This is a genomic window from Halalkalibacter sp. AB-rgal2, from assembly GCF_041821005.1.
Classification (GTDB): Bacteria; Bacillota; Bacilli; order Bacillales; family Bacillaceae_D; genus Halalkalibacter.
The window spans coordinates 19,731-38,749 of sequence record NZ_JBGUAV010000023.1 but is presented as its reverse complement, the minus strand read 5'-3'; the positions used below and the strand labels follow the sequence as shown (position 1 = coordinate 38,749).

Annotated in this window: 14 protein-coding genes and 1 other annotated feature; of the genes, 1 reads left to right on the top strand and 13 read right to left on the bottom strand. The window is 40.3% G+C overall.

The genetic code is table 11. The annotated features are described in order from the left end of the window. Nucleotides 1–174: 174 nt before the first annotated feature. The 13 genes from yihA to ilvD form a co-directional block, all read right to left on the bottom strand. Nucleotides 175–762, bottom strand: a complete 588-nt coding sequence (yihA, locus tag ACERJO_RS16030) for a ribosome biogenesis GTP-binding protein YihA/YsxC (RefSeq protein ID WP_247107195.1) — start codon at nucleotides 760–762, stop codon at nucleotides 175–177. After that, nucleotides 743–3,079, bottom strand: a complete 2,337-nt coding sequence (lon, locus tag ACERJO_RS16025) for an endopeptidase La (RefSeq protein WP_247107196.1) — start codon at nucleotides 3,077–3,079, stop codon at nucleotides 743–745. The genes yihA and lon overlap by 20 nt, the downstream gene beginning before the upstream one ends. 119 nt (nucleotides 3,080–3,198) lie before the next feature. After that, on the bottom strand, nucleotides 3,199–4,863 hold the full coding sequence (gene lonB / locus ACERJO_RS16020) for an ATP-dependent protease LonB (protein ID WP_247107197.1): 1,665 nt from the start codon (nucleotides 4,861–4,863) through the stop codon (nucleotides 3,199–3,201). Between the two features lie 191 nt (nucleotides 4,864–5,054). Further along, complete coding sequence (clpX, locus tag ACERJO_RS16015; RefSeq protein ID WP_247107198.1) at nucleotides 5,055–6,329, bottom strand: ATP-dependent protease ATP-binding subunit ClpX; 1,275 nt, start codon at nucleotides 6,327–6,329, stop codon at nucleotides 5,055–5,057. A 452-nt stretch (nucleotides 6,330–6,781) separates the two neighbouring features. Next, on the bottom strand, nucleotides 6,782–8,068 hold the full coding sequence (gene tig / locus ACERJO_RS16010; protein ID WP_247107199.1) for a trigger factor: 1,287 nt from the start codon (nucleotides 8,066–8,068) through the stop codon (nucleotides 6,782–6,784). Between the two features lie 260 nt (nucleotides 8,069–8,328). Further along, complete coding sequence (locus ACERJO_RS16005) at nucleotides 8,329–9,336, bottom strand: tetratricopeptide repeat protein (RefSeq protein WP_247107200.1); 1,008 nt, start codon at nucleotides 9,334–9,336, stop codon at nucleotides 8,329–8,331. Between the two features lie 223 nt (nucleotides 9,337–9,559). Further along, nucleotides 9,560–10,135: a 3-isopropylmalate dehydratase small subunit gene (leuD, locus tag ACERJO_RS16000; RefSeq protein ID WP_247107201.1), complete on the bottom strand. Its 576-nt coding sequence runs from the start codon at nucleotides 10,133–10,135 to the stop codon at nucleotides 9,560–9,562. A 12-nt stretch (nucleotides 10,136–10,147) separates the two neighbouring features. Further along, nucleotides 10,148–11,566: a 3-isopropylmalate dehydratase large subunit gene (gene leuC, locus ACERJO_RS15995; protein WP_247107227.1), complete on the bottom strand. Its 1,419-nt coding sequence runs from the start codon at nucleotides 11,564–11,566 to the stop codon at nucleotides 10,148–10,150. Between the two features lie 83 nt (nucleotides 11,567–11,649). Next, complete coding sequence (gene leuB / locus ACERJO_RS15990) at nucleotides 11,650–12,735, bottom strand: 3-isopropylmalate dehydrogenase (RefSeq protein WP_247107202.1); 1,086 nt, start codon at nucleotides 12,733–12,735, stop codon at nucleotides 11,650–11,652. A 202-nt stretch (nucleotides 12,736–12,937) separates the two neighbouring features. Further along, nucleotides 12,938–13,939 carry a ketol-acid reductoisomerase gene (gene ilvC, locus ACERJO_RS15985; RefSeq protein WP_247107203.1) on the bottom strand — a complete coding sequence of 334 codons (1,002 nt, stop codon included), beginning with the start codon at nucleotides 13,937–13,939 and terminating at the stop codon, nucleotides 12,938–12,940. Nucleotides 13,940–13,998: 59 nt separating this feature from the next. Continuing rightward, entirely contained in the window at nucleotides 13,999–14,520 is a 522-nt protein-coding gene (ilvN, locus tag ACERJO_RS15980) for an acetolactate synthase small subunit (protein ID WP_247107204.1), read from the bottom strand. Then, on the bottom strand, nucleotides 14,505–16,199 hold the full coding sequence (gene ilvB, locus ACERJO_RS15975; RefSeq protein WP_373648139.1) for an acetolactate synthase large subunit: 1,695 nt from the start codon (nucleotides 16,197–16,199) through the stop codon (nucleotides 14,505–14,507). The genes ilvN and ilvB overlap by 16 nt, the downstream gene beginning before the upstream one ends. A 182-nt stretch (nucleotides 16,200–16,381) precedes the next feature. Continuing rightward, nucleotides 16,382–16,632: a binding site (T-box leader), on the bottom strand. A 3-nt stretch (nucleotides 16,633–16,635) separates the two neighbouring features. Continuing rightward, nucleotides 16,636–18,303: a dihydroxy-acid dehydratase gene (gene ilvD, locus ACERJO_RS15970; RefSeq protein WP_247107205.1), complete on the bottom strand. Its 1,668-nt coding sequence runs from the start codon at nucleotides 18,301–18,303 to the stop codon at nucleotides 16,636–16,638. 305 nt (nucleotides 18,304–18,608) lie between these two features. On the opposite strand from ilvD, the gene ACERJO_RS15965 reads away from it, so the two are divergent. Then, nucleotides 18,609–19,010: a hypothetical protein gene (locus tag ACERJO_RS15965; protein WP_373648116.1), complete on the top strand. Its 402-nt coding sequence runs from the start codon at nucleotides 18,609–18,611 to the stop codon at nucleotides 19,008–19,010. Nucleotides 19,011–19,019 lie beyond the last annotated feature (9 nt).

Below are 19,019 nucleotides of genomic sequence, written 5' to 3'. Positions count from 1 at the left end.
ATAATAATCATTACAATTTAATAATTCAACCATATTGCTTATATTTTTAGTTTGGTCTAATTATTGGAAAATATTACGTTATCTTTTTAAATACCTAACATAAATTGACCTCACCGCTTTTAGCAGCAGCTCATGATAAAAAAGAACCTACGATCATGTCGTAAGTCCTTGACGTCATTTTGAACAATAATATAATATCGTTTTCCACACTTGCTCTTTCCCATATGCCGTTTCAGAAGAAAATAACAGTAACGGATCAGCGTCTTCTTTTTCCAAATCCTTTTCAATGATTTTGAGATGCTTTTGCCATTTCCCTTTTGGAATCTTATCACATTTTGTCGCAATAACGATAACGGGAATGTCAAAATGCTTTAACCAATTGTACATCATTTTGTCATCTGTAGACGGAGGGTGACGGACATCGATAATTTGGACAACTGCCTTGAGTAGTTCCCTACTTTCAATATACGTCTCAATCATTCTCCCCCATGCTTCTCGCTCAGTCTTCGGAGCCTTCGCATATCCGTAACCAGGTACATCAACAAAGTAAAGTTGTTCATTAATTTCATAAAAATTCAATGTTTGTGTTTTACCAGGCCGCTGTGATGTTCGCGCTAACGCTTTACGATTAATCATCTTATTAATAAATGAAGATTTCCCAACATTTGAACGACCTGATAGAGCAATTTCTGGCAATCTCGTCGTCGGGTATTGCTCTGGCTTCACTGCTACATGAGCTAAATCAGCTTTCGTTACTTTCATCTTTTTCTCCTAACGCATGCTCTAACACTTCGTCTAAGTGGGAAACAGGGATATATGTTAAATCTTCTCGAACACTTTTTGGTACATCCTCTAGATCCTTTTCATTATCTTTTGGAATAATGATCGTCCGTAACCCAGCACGATGAGCACTCATTGACTTTTCTTTTAAACCACCAATCGGAAGCACACGACCACGCAATGTCATTTCCCCAGTCATTCCTACTTCCTTTTTCACTTTACGTCCTGTTAATGCTGAAATAAGAGCTGTTGCCATTGTAATGCCAGCAGACGGACCATCTTTTGGTGTCGCACCTTCAGGAACATGAATATGAATATCATTCCGTTCATGAAAACTTGGATCAATTTCCAATTCATTTGAGCGTGAACGAATATAACTAAAGGCCGCTTCAGCAGATTCCTTCATCACATCTCCTAATTGTCCTGTTAACGATAGCTTTCCTTTTCCTGGTGCAACAGACACTTCGATTGAAAGGGTATCTCCCCCAGCTGATGTGTAAGCTAATCCAGTCACAGCCCCGACTTGATCCTCAACCTCCGCCATACCGTAGCGAAATCTCGGCTTCCCTAAATAAGCTTCAATTGTATTTTCAGTTAAAATAACTCGCTTCTTTTCCTTTGAAACGATTTTCTTTGCAGCTTTTCTACATAATGTAGCTAATTGTCTCTCTAGGCTACGAACGCCAGCTTCACGTGTATAATAACGCACGACCTTCTTAATCGCTTCTTCCTTCATTTGAAGCATTCCTTTTGTTAACCCATGATCCTTCATTTGTCTAGGAAGCAAGTAGTTCTTGGCTATTTGAATCTTTTCAACTTCTGTATAACCAGCAATTGAAATAATCTCCATTCGATCTAACAACGGACCAGGAATCGTCGAAATATTATTAGCTGTCGTAACAAACATGACTTTAGACAAGTCATACGGTTCTTCCACATAATGATCACTAAATGTATTATTCTGTTCCGGATCAAGTACCTCTAGTAAAGCAGCAGAAGGATCACCACGGAAATCATTAGCCATCTTATCAATCTCATCTAATAAAAAGACTGGGTTAATCGACTGAGCTTTCTTCATCCCTTGAATAATCCGACCTGGCATTGCACCGACATATGTTCGACGATGACCACGAATTTCCGCTTCATCACGAACACCACCAAGTGAAATACGCACGAACTTTCGATCAAGTGAACGAGCAATCGAACGCGCTAACGATGTTTTACCGACACCAGGTGGCCCCGCTAAACAAAGAATCGGTCCTTTGAGCTCTCGTGTTAGTTGCTGGACTGCTAAATATTCAAGCACCCGTTCCTTCACTTTCTCAAGACCATGGTGATCTTCGTTTAAGATTTCTTCAGCACGAATGACATCGAGCTGATCCTCGGTTTCATACGACCAAGGTAATTGGATGAGCCAGTCGAGATACGTTCGAAGTACAGAGCTTTCAGCAGAATTAGCTGGCATTTTTTCAAAACGATCTAATTCCTTTAAAGCCTTCTCTTTCACATTGTCAGGCATGTCGCCTTCGCTAATTTTATCACGAATTGTTGCGACCTCACCTGATCGTCCTTCCTTATCACCAAGCTCCTTTTGTATCGCCTTTAATTGTTCACGCAAATAATATTCTTTTTGCGTCTTTTCCATTGATTTCTTTACGCGCTGTCCGATTTTCTTTTCGAGTCCGAGCACTTCTTGTTCATTATTTAAAATTTCTATGAGCTTAACAAGACGTTGCTTTACGTTTGTTAACTCTAACATAGTCTGTTTCTGCATAAGCTTCAAAGGGAGATTCGCAGCGATGACATCAGCAAAGCGCCCAGGTTCTTGAATATCCTTTACAATCGTCACCGTTTCATTAGACACCTTTTTAGAAACTTTCGTGTATTGCTCAAACATCGTTAATATGTTTCTCATTAATGCTTGAGCCTCAGTTGTCGCATATGGCTCCTCATCTTCTAGTACAACGGCTTCAACATGTAAAAATTCACTCTTATCAATATACTTTTTAATACGTGCTCGCTTCAGTCCTTCTACGTGAACACGCACTGTTCCATTCGGTAATTTTAGTAGGCTTTTCACTTGTGCGATCGTTCCTACATGATAAATTTCGTCTTCTTTTGGATCATCAATGGAGATTTCCTTTTGTGTTGATAACAAAATCTCTCTATCTTCTTCCATAACCTGCTCTATCGCTTGAACTGATTTACGTCTTCCAACATCTAAATGTAACACCATAGCAGGAAAAACGAGTAAACCACGTAACGGTAGCAGCGGAATTCGTCGGATCGAATCGACCATCCGCAAACACCTCCATCCTATTCCGATAACTAATCCTAGAATATAATTCAGCTTTCAAAAAAGCATGATCATATACTCTTGTATAATTCTATCGTACCTTAGCACGTTTTGTCTAACGTTTACACTGGAGCAATAGTCGGGTTTAACCCGATACTCGCTGGGCGAACCGCTGCTTCCTCTATATCTAGAGCTAGTTCCAACACTTCATCTAAGTGTTCAACAGCGATAACCTCAATTTCTGTTATTTTCTTTATAAGTGCTTGTTCGTTTTCTTTCGGTATAATGACTTTCGTTGCTCCTGCTAATTTGGCAGCTTCAACCTTGGCTACAACGCCTCCAATTGGTTTGACTTTACCATGAATCCCCAGCTCTCCTGTCATTGCTACTGTATTCTTCACTTTATCTCCTTGGATCGCCGAATAAATTCCTGTTGCAATGGCAATACCCGCAGATGGCCCATCAACAGGTCCACCACCTGGAAAGTTCACATGAATATCGTAATCATATGTAGGAATTCCCATACGGCGAAGCACAGTTACAACATTCTCCACAGACCCTTTCGCCATACTTTTCCTTCTAATTGAACGCATTTGATTACCTGTACTTTCTTCCTCGGCAATTCCTGTTATATTAACCGAGCCTTTGCCGATATTTTCAATTACATTTACTTCAATTTCTAATAAAGCACCTAAATTAGGTCCATAAACAGCAAGACCATTGACGAGTCCTATCGTTGCATTCGCATGAATTTTTCGTTCTGGACGAGGTGTAAGCTGGCTCGCATGTAAAACCCATTCAACGTCTGATAATTGAATCTCCTTACGTCCATCTGAAGTTGCCACCCCTGCTGCGATTTGAACAATGTTAACAGCTTCACGCCCATTTGTTGCATATTTTGATATACGTTCAATTGCTCCATCTTCAACTTGAGCATTTATTTTATCCGCAGCTTTTTGTGCAATTGCTACAATTTCCTGTGGGTGTAAAGCTCTGAAATACACTTCTAAACAACGGGAACGAATCGCGGGTGGTAATTCACTAGGTGTCCTTGTTGTAGCTCCAATTAGTCGAAAATCAGCAGGTAATCCTTTTTGAAAGATTTCATGGATATGACGAGGAATCTGTTGGTTTTCAGGATTATAATAAGCACTTTCTAGAAATACTTTACGGTCTTCGAGGACTTTTAACAATTTATTCAATTGAATGGAATGTAGTTCCCCAATTTCATCAATAAATAGCACGCCACCATGAGCCTTTGTTACTGCACCATGCTTCGGCTGAGGAATGCCGGCTTGACCCATCGCACCTGCACCTTGGTAAATCGGATCATGAACGGAACCTATCAAAGGATCAGCAATCCCTCGCTCATCGAAACGTGCTGTCGTACCATCTAACTCAACGAAAACAGCATCTCTAGCAAAAGGAGAGTCGGCATGCTTTTTAGCCTCCTCTAATACGAGACGAGCAGCCGCTGTTTTCCCAACTCCAGGTGGACCATAAATAATGACATGCTGAGGATTTGGGCCACATAAAGCTGCACGTAATGAACGTATCCCTTCCTCCTGTCCAATAATATCATGAAAAGAAGAAGGACGAACCTTTTCGGCTAGTGGCTCACTTAAAGAGACCGAGCGCATCTTTCGTAATTGTTCCATCTCTTTTTTTGACTCCCTATCAACCGAAACCTTTTGATTGCGTTGGCTTTTTAATAAATTCCAAAAGTAAACCCCAATGACAACACCAAAAAACAACTGAATAAGCAAAGCTATACCTGTCCAATTCATAAAATAACCTCCCAGAAGTTTCATTGTTCCATTAGTATGACCGGGAAAAACATCCCTAAACAAAGAAACTTCTGTAAGAAAACGCTAAGAATTGATTTTCTTTCATGATTAGCGTAATAAGATAAGCTAGTCTGGAACCTACTTAAAAAAGCGCTTCGGATTAAGTCCGAAGCGCTTAACATGCTATTCTTTTATGCACTTTCCTTTGGTTCTGTCTTCGATAACGTCATTTCAGTACCATCCTCAGTTAAGAGAGTTGGGGCTTTGTGCTCTGTAATACATTTATCATGAATGACACATTTAACAATGTCATCTCGCGATGGTAGATCAAACATAACATCAAGCATAAGTGTTTCAATAATGGAACGTAATCCACGTGCACCCGTTTTTCGTTCAATCGCTTCATTCGCAATTTCACGTAGAGCTTGTTCAGTAAATTCTAATTCAACATCATCCAATTCAAGTAACTTCTTATACTGCTTCACGAGCGCATTTTTCGGTTTTGTCAAAATTTCAACTAGAGTATCGACATCAAGTGGCTCTAAGCTTGAAATAACTGGAAGGCGGCCGATAAATTCTGGTATAAGACCGAAGCGTAATAAGTCCTCTGGCAACACTTTTGCTAAATACTCTCCTGGCTTTAAGTCTTCTTGCCTCACTTCTGAACCAAAGCCAATGACTTTCTTGCCGAGTCTTCGCTTAATAATCGTTTCAATGCCATCAAAGGCTCCACCACAAACAAACAGGACATTCGTCGTGTCTATTTGAATAAATTCTTGATGAGGATGCTTACGTCCTCCTTGCGGTGGTACACTAGCTGTTGTCCCTTCAAGAATTTTCAGTAAGGCTTGTTGAACCCCTTCACCTGAAACATCACGTGTAATTGAAGGATTTTCTGACTTTCGTGCTACTTTATCGATTTCATCAATATAAATAATTCCCTTTTCCGCTTTTTCAACATCATAATCTGCTGCTTGTATAAGCTTCAAAAGAATATTCTCAACATCTTCCCCTACGTAACCCGCTTCCGTTAAAGAAGTCGCATCTGCGATCGCAAATGGAACATTTAGAATACGCGCCAGCGTTTGTGCAAGTAACGTTTTCCCACTACCTGTTGGTCCAATCATACAAATATTACTCTTAGCTAGCTCAACCTCATCTGCTCGACTTAACGAATTAATTCTTTTGTAGTGGTTATAGACAGCAACAGATAGTGACTTTTTGGCACGATCCTGACCAATGACATAATCATCTAAAATTTGGCGAATTTCACTCGGCTTTGGAACCTCTTGAAATTCAACTTCTTCTTCTGTACCTAATTCCTCTTCTACAATCTCCGTACATAATTCAATACATTCATCACATATATAAACACCAGGACCAGCAACAAGCTTACGGACTTGGTCTTGAGTTTTCCCACAGAAAGAGCATTTTAACTGCCCCTTTTCCTCGTTAAATTTAAACATGCAATCACCCCTCAAAAAATATTGTACCATCCTCACGCATAAAATGCTTTTATGAAGACTTATATATACAAATGGACATATAGCTCATATATTTGTAAGCTTCAGTTAAGTTTGATGTCAATAACCGTTTATTTCCTATATGCCTCCTTACCGTTATTTCATTACTCTTTAACATAAGCATCGTTCATTTGGAACAGCTTATGCTAAAACAAATATTATGTATGGATTGATTATACATTCAATATTCACATCAAAAAACCCTTTTTCTTGGATGAAATTATCAGCTAATTTCTATGCTTTTTTCATCTATGTCCGTTTGTTCTAATTAGCTTTCACCATTATGACAAAGCTCATACATCATTCAATGTTTGAAGCAAGGCAGTATTGAAAAACAAGGCACGAAGAATCGCGCCTTGTGTATGAACTTTATTCACTTTAAGCTCATTATATTCTTACTTTTTGTTTTCCACTAAGAATTCTACAGCTTTTTGTACCTTCAAGTCAGCTTTCAAACTATCTACTCCACCTTGTGCAGCAAGAAGACCTTTAATCTCATCAGCAGAACGTTTATACATTTCCGCCATTTTCTCGATTTCCTTATCCACATCTTCATCAGATGCTTCTAAGCTCTCTGCTTCGCTAATCGCTTCTAGCGTCAGGTTCATACGCACACGCTTTCCGGCATCCTCTTGGAATTGCTGACGCATAGCAGCTTCATCTTGACCAGAGAATTGGAAGTACATCTCTAGGTTCATGCCTTGTGCTTGAAGACGTTGCTCAAATTCTTGAAGCATACGATCAACCTCAGAGTTAACCATAGCCTCTGGGACATCAATCGTTGCATTTTCACTCGCTTGTTGTACAAGTGCATCACGAACTTGGTGATCAGCTTGGTGCTCTTTATCCTTTTGTAGCTTTTCTTTTAAAGAAGCCTTTAATTCATCAAGTGTTTCCACTTCTTCATTCGCATCTTTTGCAAACTCATCATCTAATTCTGGTAACTGCTTACGCTTAATATCATGAACCTTCACTTTGAACGTAGCTGGCTTTCCTGCAAGATTTTCAGCATGGTACTCTTCAGGGAATGTTACTTCAACATCCTTCTCATCACCAGCTTTTAAGCCAATCATTTGCTCCTCAAAACCTGGAATAAACTGACCAGAACCAATTTCAAGTGAATAGTTATCTGCTTGTCCACCTTCAAATGGCTCTCCATCAACAAAGCCTTCAAAATCAAAGACAACTGTATCACCTTCTGCAATTTCGCCATCTTCTAGTACAACTAGCTCTGCTTGACGCTCTTGAAGTGTTGTTAATTCAGCTTCAACATCCTCATCTGTTACGTTCGTGTCAGGTTCTTCAACTTCTAAGCCTTTATAGTCACCAAGTTCAACCTCAGGCTTCACGGTCACTTTCGCTGTGAAAGTTAAGTTGCTTCCCTTTTCCATCGTTTCAATATCAATTTCTGGACGATCGACTGGCTCAATTCCTGCTTCTTCTACAGCTTGAGCATACTCTCCTGGTAGAAGGATATCTAGAGCATCTTGATATAGTGACTCTACACCAAATTGCTTTTCAAATAATGAACGAGGTACTTTTCCTTTACGGAATCCTGGTACATTAACCTTCTTAACAACTTTCTTAAAAGCTTGATCTAGTGCATCATTCACTTTTTCAGCTTCTACTTCAACTGTTAATACTCCTTCGTTTCCCTCTTGCTTTTCCCATTTTACAGTCATATTCTATTCCCTCCAACTTAATTACATCTGCTACATTTCCGAACCATTCATTCGTTCTATAGTCTTTGACAACCACTCTAGTATACCATAACGTTTGCTCAATTCAAATATTACTATTTTTCCAACAAATATCTCTATTAGTATAAGAAATCAGTAATGGCATAGTATGATACTCATTCTTGTAAAGGAACTCACTGATAGCAGATTCCCTTTAAAATGCCCAAACCCCAAATCAGTTCGTGAAGAAGGAACATCTATTATTAAACCTGGTAGACAGAAGCTTCCATTTCCATGACCTCTTCCATCTTTTCGAGCAATCGTTCTTGGTCGATACCTTCCATTTGCATGACCTCTAGACATTCTAAGCCTATTCGTTCTGCAGCGCAAGCATAAAATACACATCCCCAAAATAAATCCGCTTTTGGTTCTGGATAGTGAGGATAAATCGCTAGCATATAAGTAACACAGAGTTGCCTCGCTATCTCTAATAAAATCGGGTCTTCACTTTCAACTAACTGTTCTAACTTCTTTACCACATCTCTTTGAAACGCTTCTAATCCATCCTGGTCAATTTCACTTGGGTTCACTTCGAGCGTTTGTGTTCCCTTTTTATATGTAATCTTAGTATGTAAACCCTTATCTCTTAACGATTGTAAAGCTAACGAGACAAGAACTGGATCATTGTTTTCTTTCCCTATGTATTCAATAAGCAATGAAATAGCATCTGGTGCATCCGATTCTCGTAGCATCCAAATCGCTGAAGCTTGAAGTTCAACCGATTCTGCAAAAAGCATAGGCTGAACCTTTTCTGAAATAGAATCCTCTTCCTTAGCAGATGGTGCCCATTCTCGGTCTTCAATCATTTGTCTGCTAAAATGAAGTAATTGATAAAATGACTCCGCATACTGAGAAGGCAACTTCTCCTCAGTTAATACCGCTTCTAATAGCTGTACGACTTCATTATAGTCACCTAGTTGAACGAGTAAAGAGATATGAACTTGTAAGACTTCATAATAATCACTCTCACCTGCGTGTAATAATTGTTTAGAATGAATAAGTGCTTCCTGAAGCCTACCTAATTCAATTAAGCTGAGCATTTTACCGAAAACGACTTGTTGATTTTCGCTCTCATATGATTCCGCATCGACAAAATATTGAAGCGCTTTTTGTCCGTCTTTATCTTTCAATGCATCCATCCCTTTTTCAATTAACCGCTTAACTAAGCCAGGATACAATATAACATTGGCCTTTCTTTCTCGCTTATCCACTTTGGAACCGCTCCACTCTAGCTCATGATTTTTTATTAGTGTATCAGCTACTACTGCAAATCACAATGACTACTTATGTATTCATCTTCTTCCCCAAATACCGATTATTCAAACCCAATCCTATGCTATTGATTAGAGTAACCGAACAATTAGCGAAATATGATAATAGAAAGAAAACCACTGAAAAGGGAAACCCTCCCAAATTCAGTGGCTTAAGTGTATGCTACTTAGCCTGCTCAAATGCTGTAATCTTTTCTTCATATTTTAATGTTAATCCAATCTCATCCCAGCCGTTTAAAAGCATTTCTTTCCAATAAGGGTCAATTTCAAATGACGCTTTCACGTTTTCACCACTAATTGTCTGTTCTCTTAAGTCAACTGTTAATTTAAACCGGCTTGATCCTTTTCCTAATAACTTATAGACAATTTCCTCGTCTAATCGAATAGGCAGCATCCCATTTTTCACACAGTTATTATAAAAAATATCAGCAAAACTAGGAGCAATAATAACCTTAAAGCCATAGTCAGCTAACGCCCAAGGTGCGTGCTCACGAGATGAACCACAGCCGAAATTGTGTGCGGCCACTAAAATACTCGCGTCTTCGGTATGGGATTGATTTAATTCAAACGTAGGGTCAGGTGAACCATCGTCCAAAAAGCGCCAATCATAAAATAAAAATTGGCCAAACCCTGTTCGTTCTACACGTTTCAAAAATTGTTTCGGAATAATTTGATCCGTGTCGACATTGACACGATCCATCGTTGCGACAAATCCTTCATGCTTAATGATTGGTTCCATCACTATCCCCTCCTATCGTGAAACCTTCTCAGATTTCCACTTGCGAATATCAACAAAGTGTCCAGCAATCGCCGCCGCTGCTGCCATTTCAGGACTAACTAAATGAGTACGAGCCCCTCTGCCTTGACGACCTTCAAAATTTCGGTTAGACGTGGACGCACAACGCTCTCCTTCAGGAACAACGTCCGGATTCATACTTAAGCACATGCTACAGCCAGAATGTCGCCATTCAAAGCCTGCTTCAATAAATATTTGATCCAAGCCTTCCTCTTCCGCACGCTTTTTCACTTTTTGTGAACCAGGTACAACAAGAGCACGAACGTGGTCAGCTACTTGATGACCTTTCACGATTTCAGCTGCAGCACGAATATCGCTCAATCGCGAGTTCGTACATGAGCCAATGAAAACATGCTCAATGTTTATATCTGCTACACTCGTTCCTGACTTAAGATCCATATATTCAAGCGCCTGCTCAATCGCACGGCGTTCAGAATCACTTTTCGCATCCTCTGGAAAAGGAACCGTTTGACTAATTCCTACACCTTGGGAAGGATTTGTTCCCCATGTCACCATCGGTTCAATTTCTGAGGCATCAATCGTCACGACACGATCATAGCTCGCTCCCTCATCCGAGGCAAGCTCTTTCCACTCTGCAACAAGCGCATCATACTCTTCACCTTTTGGCACGTATTGGCGTCCTTCTAAGTAATCAAATGTCACTTGATCTGGACTAATTAACCCTGCTTTTGCACCAGCTTCAATCGACATATTACAGATCGTCATCCGTTCTTCCATCGTTAAGCCACGAATCGCTTCACCTGTAAATTCTGCGACTGATCCATTGCCGACATCAACACCAAACTTTGAAATAATAGCTAGAATAATATCCTTCGCTGAAAGGTCTGAATCTAGCTTGCCAGTAACGCGAATTTCAAGTGTTTTAGGTTTCGATTGCCATATCGTTTGTGTTGCTAGAACATGCTCTACTTCACTCGTTCCAATCCCAAATGCTAATGCTCCAAAGGCACCATGTGTAGATGTATGACTATCACCACATACAATCGTTTTACCAGGCTGCGTCAACCCTAGCTCGGGTCCAATAACGTGAACAATCCCATTCTCAGGATGCTCTAAGTCAGCAAGCTCAATATTAAACTCTTCGCAATTCTTCTTCAAAGTATCCATTTGTGTACGTGCAATTTGGTCATTAATATCATAACGATTAACAGTTGGCACATTATGATCCATCGTCGCAAATGTGCGATCAGGCCTGCGAACGGTGCGATCGGCTAAACGTAGACCTTCAAATGCTTGTGGGGATGTGACTTCATGTACCATATGCAAATCAATATAGAGTAAGCTTGGCTTCCCCTCTTCTGCTAGTACTTCATGCTTCTCCCAAATCTTTTCTATAATTGTCTTCGCCATTATCGATTCCCCCTATCTCTTCATTTTTTTCCTTTTACAAAACCCGCTATGAAGGTTTAGATCATAACGGGCAGCCTACTCATACATTACTGAATCTTTGTACGTAATGCATCAATGACTTTTTCAGTCATTTCAGTTGTCGAGAGAGCAGATTCTCGTTCATTTGTTAGATCAGCTGTACGGTAACCATCATTGAGTACTTGATTAATCGCACTTTGTAGTGCATTCGCTTCATTATGCATACTAAAAGAATAAGCTAACATGAGCGCAATCGATGACAAAGTTGCCAAAGGATTCGCACTATTTTGACCAGCAATGTCTGGAGCTGAACCGTGAATCGGTTCAAATAATCCCGGTCCATCAGCACTTAAACTAGATGAAGGTAGCATGCCTAGCGAGCCTGTAATCATTGAAGCTTCATCGCTGAGTATATCGCCAAACATATTCTCCGTGACCATCACATCGAATTGACGAGGATTACGCACTAGTTGCATAGCTGCGTTATCAACTAGCATATGCGCATAATCAACATCTCGATAATCCTTTGCAACTTCATCAACAACTTCACGCCAAAGTCGACTTGATTCTAATACATTCGCCTTATCAACTGAAGTTAGTTGCTTGCGACGCTCCCTTGCTAGCTCAAAACCTTTTCTAACGATACGTTCAATCTCAGAGCGAGAATATTGAAGAGTATCGATCGCCACTGTATCACCATCGATTTCACGACGTTCACGTGGTTCACCAAAGTAAAGCCCACCTGTTAGCTCCCTGACGATCATAACATCAACACCTTGAATAATGTCATCCTTCAAAGGTGATGACTCTGCTAGAGCATCAAAAATCGTAACTGGACGAAGGTTGGCAAATAACTGAAGTTCCTTTCTTAAACCTAAAAGGCCTTTTTCTGGACGTTGGTCACCTGGAAGCTGATCCCATTTCGGACCGCCAACCGCTCCTAACAACACAGCATCACTTTGCCGACAAGTCGTCAATGTTTCTTCTGGTAAAGGTGTTCCAAACTTATCGATGGAGGACCCACCAATTTCTCCATATGCATATTCAAATTGATGGTCATACAGCTTCTCAATTTCCTTTAAAACTTGAACGGCAGCTTCACAAACTTCTGGTCCAATACCATCACCAGGTAGAATCGCAATACGCTTTTCCATTCTTTCTTCATCCCCTAGACATTATTTACACACACTTATTTAGAGTACCTGACCCTGTTGCTGCTTCTTAAATAACCTCGATTCGTACGAATTAACGCTTTATCGGTTAGAAGAGACACCAACAAGCTCAGGTATCATTTGTTCATTTTAGGAGAGGAGGCCGGAATTCCAGCCCCCAATCTGTATCCAATTCATCCTACAATTAGATGTTGGACTTCGCTTTAACAAATGGCATCATTTCGCGTAGCTCACGACCAACTACTTCAAGTGGATGCTTGCTCTCAGCACGAGTAATTGCTGTAAATTCTGGACGATTCGCTTGGTTTTCTAGAATCCAACCTTTTGCAAATTTACCTGTTTGAATATCTTTAAGTACTTTACGCATTGCATCTTTTGTATCGTCTGTAATGATTTGAGGACCCGCTACGTAGTCACCCCATTGTGCTGTATCAGAAATCGAATAGCGCATTGTTTCTAATCCACCTTCATACATAAGGTCAACAATAAGCTTTAATTCATGCAGGCATTCAAAGTATGCAACTTCTGGCTGGTAACCTGCTTCTACAAGTGTTTCAAACCCAGCTTTCACCAATGCAGAAGCTCCTCCACAAAGGACAGCTTGCTCACCGAATAAGTCTGTTTCTGTTTCTTCTTGGAACGTTGTTTCAAGTACACCTGCACGTGCAGAACCAATTTGCTTTGCATAAGCTAAAGCGATCTCTTTTGCTTGACCTGATGCATCTTGGAATACAGCGATTAATCCTGGAACACCGCCACCTTCTTGGAACACACGACGAACTAGGTGCCCTGGACCTTTAGGTGCTGCAAGGAATACATCTACATTTTCAGGTGGTACGATTTGATTGAAATGAATGTTAAATCCATGAGCGAATGCTAATACTTTCCCGTCATTTAGCTCTGGCTCAATTTCATTTTTATAAACTGTCGGTTGAAGCTCATCCGGAAGTAGAACCATGATGACATCCGCTTTTGCAGCAGCCTCACGAACAGAGTATACGTCAAAACCATCATTCACTGCTTTATCCCAAGATTTACCTGGACGTAGGCCAATGATAACATCTTGGCCACTTTCACGCATATTTAGTGAGTGGGCATGCCCTTGTGAACCATATCCAATAACCGCTACTTTCTTTTCCTTCAATACTGCCTCATTTACATCTGAATTGTAATATACTTTTGCCATATTTACTCTCTCCTCTTTCATCAATGTTTTTTATATGAATTTTCAAAATTCAACAATAGTTAGTTAATCAGCGTTAATCGATGTGGATCAATAGATGGTTTCTTCGTGCTACGATTAAATGCTGTTATTCCTGTTCTCGCTAGTTCTTTAATGCCGTAAGGGCGAATTAAATCAATAAATGCTTCGATCTTTTGATGATCACCCGTTATTTGAACCGTTAAGCTCTCTCTTCCTACATCAATTGTAGAAGCACGGAACGTATTGACTAGAGCGACCACTTCCCCTCTTTGTTGAGGGGAAACGAGAATTTTAATTAAAGCAAGCTCACGAGCAACAATCGATTCATCGGTAATATCCTTTACCTTCAAAACATCGATTTGTTTATTTAATTGCTTAATCACTTGCTCCACATTTTGCATGCTATCAACAGCAACAACAAATGTCATTCGTGACACAGCAGGGTTTTCCGTCATACCGACCGTAATGCTTTCAATATTATAATGACGTCTTGCAAATAAACCTGTAATCCGATTTAACACACCTGACGTGTTATTAACTGTTGCCGTTATGATTCGTTGCATGGTTTAACCCCCTCCATTTGATGCTGTCCTTTGCCAGGAGAAATCATTGGATATACATTCTCTTCTTTGGCAACACGAATATCCATTAAGACTGGACCTGGATGTGCCATCATTTCTTCCAATGCATTCTTCAAATCAGATAAGTGATCAACTCTCACTCCCTTAATGTCATAAGCTTCAGCTAACTTTGTAAAGTTGGGCTGAATTGGGAACAAAGAGTTTGAATAGCGTTCACCGTGGAACAGCTGCTGCCATTGACGAACCATCCCTAGTGATGCATTGTTTACAATCACAATTTTTACCGGCAAATTTAATTCTTGCAAGATTGATAATTCTTGTGCAGTCATCTGGAAACCAGCATCACCGAGAACAGCGACAACAGGAGACTTCGGTTCAGCAAATTGTGCACCAATTGCTGCCGGAAAGCCAAAGCCCATTGTTCCAAGACCACCTGATGTGACCCAACGGTTAGGCTTATTAAAGCGATAGAACTGAGCTGACCACATTTGATGTTGACCTACATCCGTCGTAACAATGGCATCACCATTTGTCACTTCATGAATCATTTCAATTAAGTTCTGTGGCTTAATCGTTTCGCCATCCTCCTCATACCATAGAGGAAATTCATTCTTCATTTCCGTTAGCTTAGTAACCCAAGCCGTTGTATCACCTTGTTGACTCTCTTCTTCATTTAACATTTCAAGAGCCTGCTTCGCACAGCCAACAACTGGAATTTCCGTTGGGATATTCTTGCCGATCTCAGCCGGATCAATATCGATATGAGCAACCTTAGCATTTGGTGCAAAGAATTCTAAATTTCCTGTTAAGCGATCATCAAAGCGCGCACCGATATTAATAAGCAAATCCGAATCGTGAATGGCCATATTAGCTGTATACGTTCCGTGCATTCCTGCCATTCCAAAAAACAATTCATCGTCTCCAGGAAAACCACCTAAACCAAGCAACGTGTTGACAACAGGGATTCGCTGTTCCTTCGCAAATGCGTATAGCTCTTCAGCTGCATGAGCGTGGAGGATACCCGCACCAGCTAAAATAACTGGCTTTTTCGCTTCTTTTAATGAATCAATAACCTTTTTAATTTGCAGGCGATTCGGTACAATCGTCGGCTGATACCCTGGTAAATTCACTTCTTTTTCATAATCAAACATTCCCGTTGTAAGCGACACGTCCTTTGGCAAATCAATAAGTACTGGACCCGGACGTCCCGTTGTAGCAATATGGAACGCTTCCTTGATCATTCGCGGTAATTCCTCAACATTACGCACTTGAAAGTTATGCTTTGTAATCGGCATCGTAATACCAATCATATCTGCTTCTTGGAAAGCATCCGTTCCAATCACTGTTGATGCAACTTGCCCTGTAATGACAACAAGTGGTAATGAATCCATCATCGCATCGGCAATTCCTGTTACAACATTCGTTGCTCCTGGGCCAGAGGTTACGACACAAACACCTGGCTTCCCAGATACTCTTGCGTATCCTTCAGCTGCATGGATCGCACCTTGCTCATGTCTTGCAAGCACATGATGGATACCGGTCTTATAAATCTCATCGTACGTTGGAAGAATAGCACCACCGGGATATCCGAAAATGACATCAACGCCTTCCCTTCTTAGCGCCTCAATGACCATCCCTGACCCTGATAGTTCACGTTTCATCTCTTCCTCTGATTGATGGGTCTGTTCGTTTTGCTTATTAGCCTTCGATTTTGTATTCATCACTCATGCCTCCCTATTTGTATGATGTCATTCCCAATAGAACTCACTTTTCGTATATTAAACTTTTGATTATACGAAAAAAACCTTCTCACCCCATATAAAGCCACTTACTACCTGTAGCTAAAAGGGGCGAAAAGATTTTCTTTCCACGGTACCACCCTTATTCATCAAACAGTCCGTTTGATCTTATGGATAAGCTTATAACTTATCACGTTTTGATAACGAGTGCTGTGTTACACCCGATTAACCCTACTAAATGTTTCAGGCTAATACTCTGAGGTGAGTTTCATTAGCAACGACAACACCGCTTCTCAGCATTTACGGTTCTCTGTAGGAGTCTGTTACTAACTACTTTCCTCTTCTACGCTTTCAATCATTATATTTTCATTACTCCGCCCGTATTCGCAGATGTCACGAGCTTCGAATATCTTGCTAAATAACCTTTTTTCACTTTTGGTTCTGGTTCAACCCAATCTGTCTTGCGTTTTGCAAGCTCTTCATCAGAAATGAGTAGTTCCAATGTACGGTTAGGTAAGTCTATCTTTATTTTATCACCATTCTCGACGAATGCAATAGGCCCGCCTTCTGCTGCTTCAGGTGAAATGTGTCCGATTGAAATCCCTCTAGAAGCTCCGGAGAAACGACCATCTGTTATAAGAGCAACCTCTTTACCAAGACCTCGTCCAACAATTGATGACGTTGGGGCTAACATTTCTGGCATTCCAGGTCCACCTTTAGGTCCTTCATAACGAATGACGACAACATGACCAGCCTTTACCGTCCCAGCATCAATTTCCTTCTGTGCTTCTTCTTGTGATTCAAAGACAATCGCTTCACCTTCAAATACGCTAATCGAAGGATCAACGGCTCCAACTTTAATTACAGCGCCATCAGGTGCTAAGTTACCATAAAGGATTGATAAGCCACCTACTGGACTATACGGGTTATCTTTCCGACGAATCACTTCATCGTTTGTTATCTCAGCATGCTTATGTGTATCATATAAGCTCTTTCCAGTTATCGTAATCCGATCTGGGTTAATCGCTCCTTCAATAGAACAGAGCTCCTTAATAATTGCACTGACGCCACCTGCCTGATGGACATCATCCATCGAATAATCAGAAGCCGGGCTAATCTTACATAAATAAGGTACTCGCTCAGCTACTTCATTAATACGATTTAAGTCATATTCAATTTCTGCTTCATTAGCAATGGCTAACGTGTGCAACACCGTATTCGTTGATCCACCCATTGCCATATCTAGCGCAAATGCATCGTCAATAGTATCTTTTGTTACGATATCGCGTGGACGGATATCTTTTTCAATTAGTGTCATTAAATGCTTAGCTGCGTCTTTGATAAGTTGGTGTCGACCTTCAGACGTAGCAACCATCGTCCCGTTTCCAGGTAACGCTAGTCCAAGCATTTCCATTAGAGAATTCATTGAATTCGCTGTGAACATCCCCGAACATGATCCACAGGTTGGACAGGCAGACTGCTCAATTTCAAGTAACTCTTCTCTTGTCATTTTCCCAGATGAAAAGGCACCGACGCCTTCAAACACTGAAGCTAGAGATAAGCTTTGTCCATCCTTTGTACGACCAGCCTCCATCGGTCCACCTGACACAAACACAGATGGGACATTCGTGCGAACAGATGCCATCAGCATCCCAGGTGTAATTTTATCACAGTTTGGGATAAAAAACACGCCATCAAACCAGTGTGCATTAATAACAGTTTCTGCTGCATCACAAATGATTTCACGACTTGGAAGTGAATAACGCATACCAATATGCCCCATTGCAATTCCATCATCTACACCTATTGTATTAAACTCAAATGGAATACCACCCGCTTCACGAATAGCTTCCTTAGCTACTTCAGCAAACTTATTTAAATGCATATGACCAGGAATGATATCTATATATGAATTACAGACACCAATAAATGGTTTATCCATCTCATGTTCTTGTACTCCTGCTGCACGTAGTAAACTACGGTGTGGGGCACGGTCGATCCCCTTTTTTATCATATCACTTCTCATTTTTTACTCGCTCCCTATTCGTTTGCTTCTTTCTATTTCTCTAACTATTGTAAGCATCCGAAACACTTAAAAGAGGATGTAGAAATTTATCTCTAATAGTTGTTGTTTGAGGTTTATCATACGCTCATTCATGGTTATGGTCAACCACTTTTTCAAAAATAATTTGACTATTTTGATTAATCTTCACTATTGAAAACGCTTACCATACTATCAACTCGTCATTCAAGTTATCTAACTTCCACAAATTCCTATTTGAAGCATATGGTTTTCATTTCTAGGACATGATAATAAATGGGTGATGAAGCATGTTAAAATTCATAAGAAAATATATGAGAAAACAGAAATCTTTTCCATTCCTTAAAATAAACAGATCTCCACAACCTTCATTTGTGATTGTCGAAGAGCTTGAACATACGTGTCAAACAGAAGCCGAAAGAGCGCTATACCAAAAACTACGAATAATGATGTATTACCCTACTCCTCATTACCGTATTAATCGGTTTGTTGTCAATATCGCTCTTATTCCATATCGCATTGCACTTATCGAACAAAAAAAAGGGCTTAATGAGAAAAAGATCATCAAATCTTTCAATCGAAAAGGATGGTCGGTCATTTTCTACCAACCTCATCAAATCTTACAAGAAGAACATAAATATGTGAATCGCATCGTTGCACTAACAGAGGAGCAAACACCACGAAGCTTGTAACTTAGACTT

What these genes read in the sequence shown, in the direction of transcription:
- ACERJO_RS15965 (WP_373648116.1), top strand. Translation starts at nt 18,609, where the DNA reads ATGTTAAAATTCATAAGAAAATATATGAGAAAACAGAAATCTTTTCCA.
- clpX (WP_247107198.1), bottom strand. Translation starts at nt 6,329, where the DNA reads ATGTTTAAATTTAACGAGGAAAAGGGGCAGTTAAAATGCTCTTTCTGT.
- ilvC (WP_247107203.1), bottom strand. Translation starts at nt 13,939, where the DNA reads ATGGCAAAAGTATATTACAATTCAGATGTAAATGAGGCAGTATTGAAG.
- leuB (WP_247107202.1), bottom strand. Translation starts at nt 12,735, where the DNA reads ATGGAAAAGCGTATTGCGATTCTACCTGGTGATGGTATTGGACCAGAA.
- lon (WP_247107196.1), bottom strand. Translation starts at nt 3,079, where the DNA reads ATGGTCGATTCGATCCGACGAATTCCGCTGCTACCGTTACGTGGTTTA.
- leuD (WP_247107201.1), bottom strand. Translation starts at nt 10,135, where the DNA reads ATGGAACCAATCATTAAGCATGAAGGATTTGTCGCAACGATGGATCGT.
- lonB (WP_247107197.1), bottom strand. Translation starts at nt 4,863, where the DNA reads ATGAATTGGACAGGTATAGCTTTGCTTATTCAGTTGTTTTTTGGTGTT.
- ilvD (WP_247107205.1), bottom strand. Translation starts at nt 18,303, where the DNA reads ATGAGAAGTGATATGATAAAAAAGGGGATCGACCGTGCCCCACACCGT.
- tig (WP_247107199.1), bottom strand. Translation starts at nt 8,068, where the DNA reads ATGACTGTAAAATGGGAAAAGCAAGAGGGAAACGAAGGAGTATTAACA.
- ilvN (WP_247107204.1), bottom strand. Translation starts at nt 14,520, where the DNA reads ATGCAACGAATCATAACGGCAACAGTTAATAACACGTCAGGTGTGTTA.
- yihA (WP_247107195.1), bottom strand. Translation starts at nt 762, where the DNA reads ATGAAAGTAACGAAAGCTGATTTAGCTCATGTAGCAGTGAAGCCAGAG.
- ilvB (WP_373648139.1), bottom strand. Translation starts at nt 16,199, where the DNA reads ATGAAACGTGAACTATCAGGGTCAGGGATGGTCATTGAGGCGCTAAGA.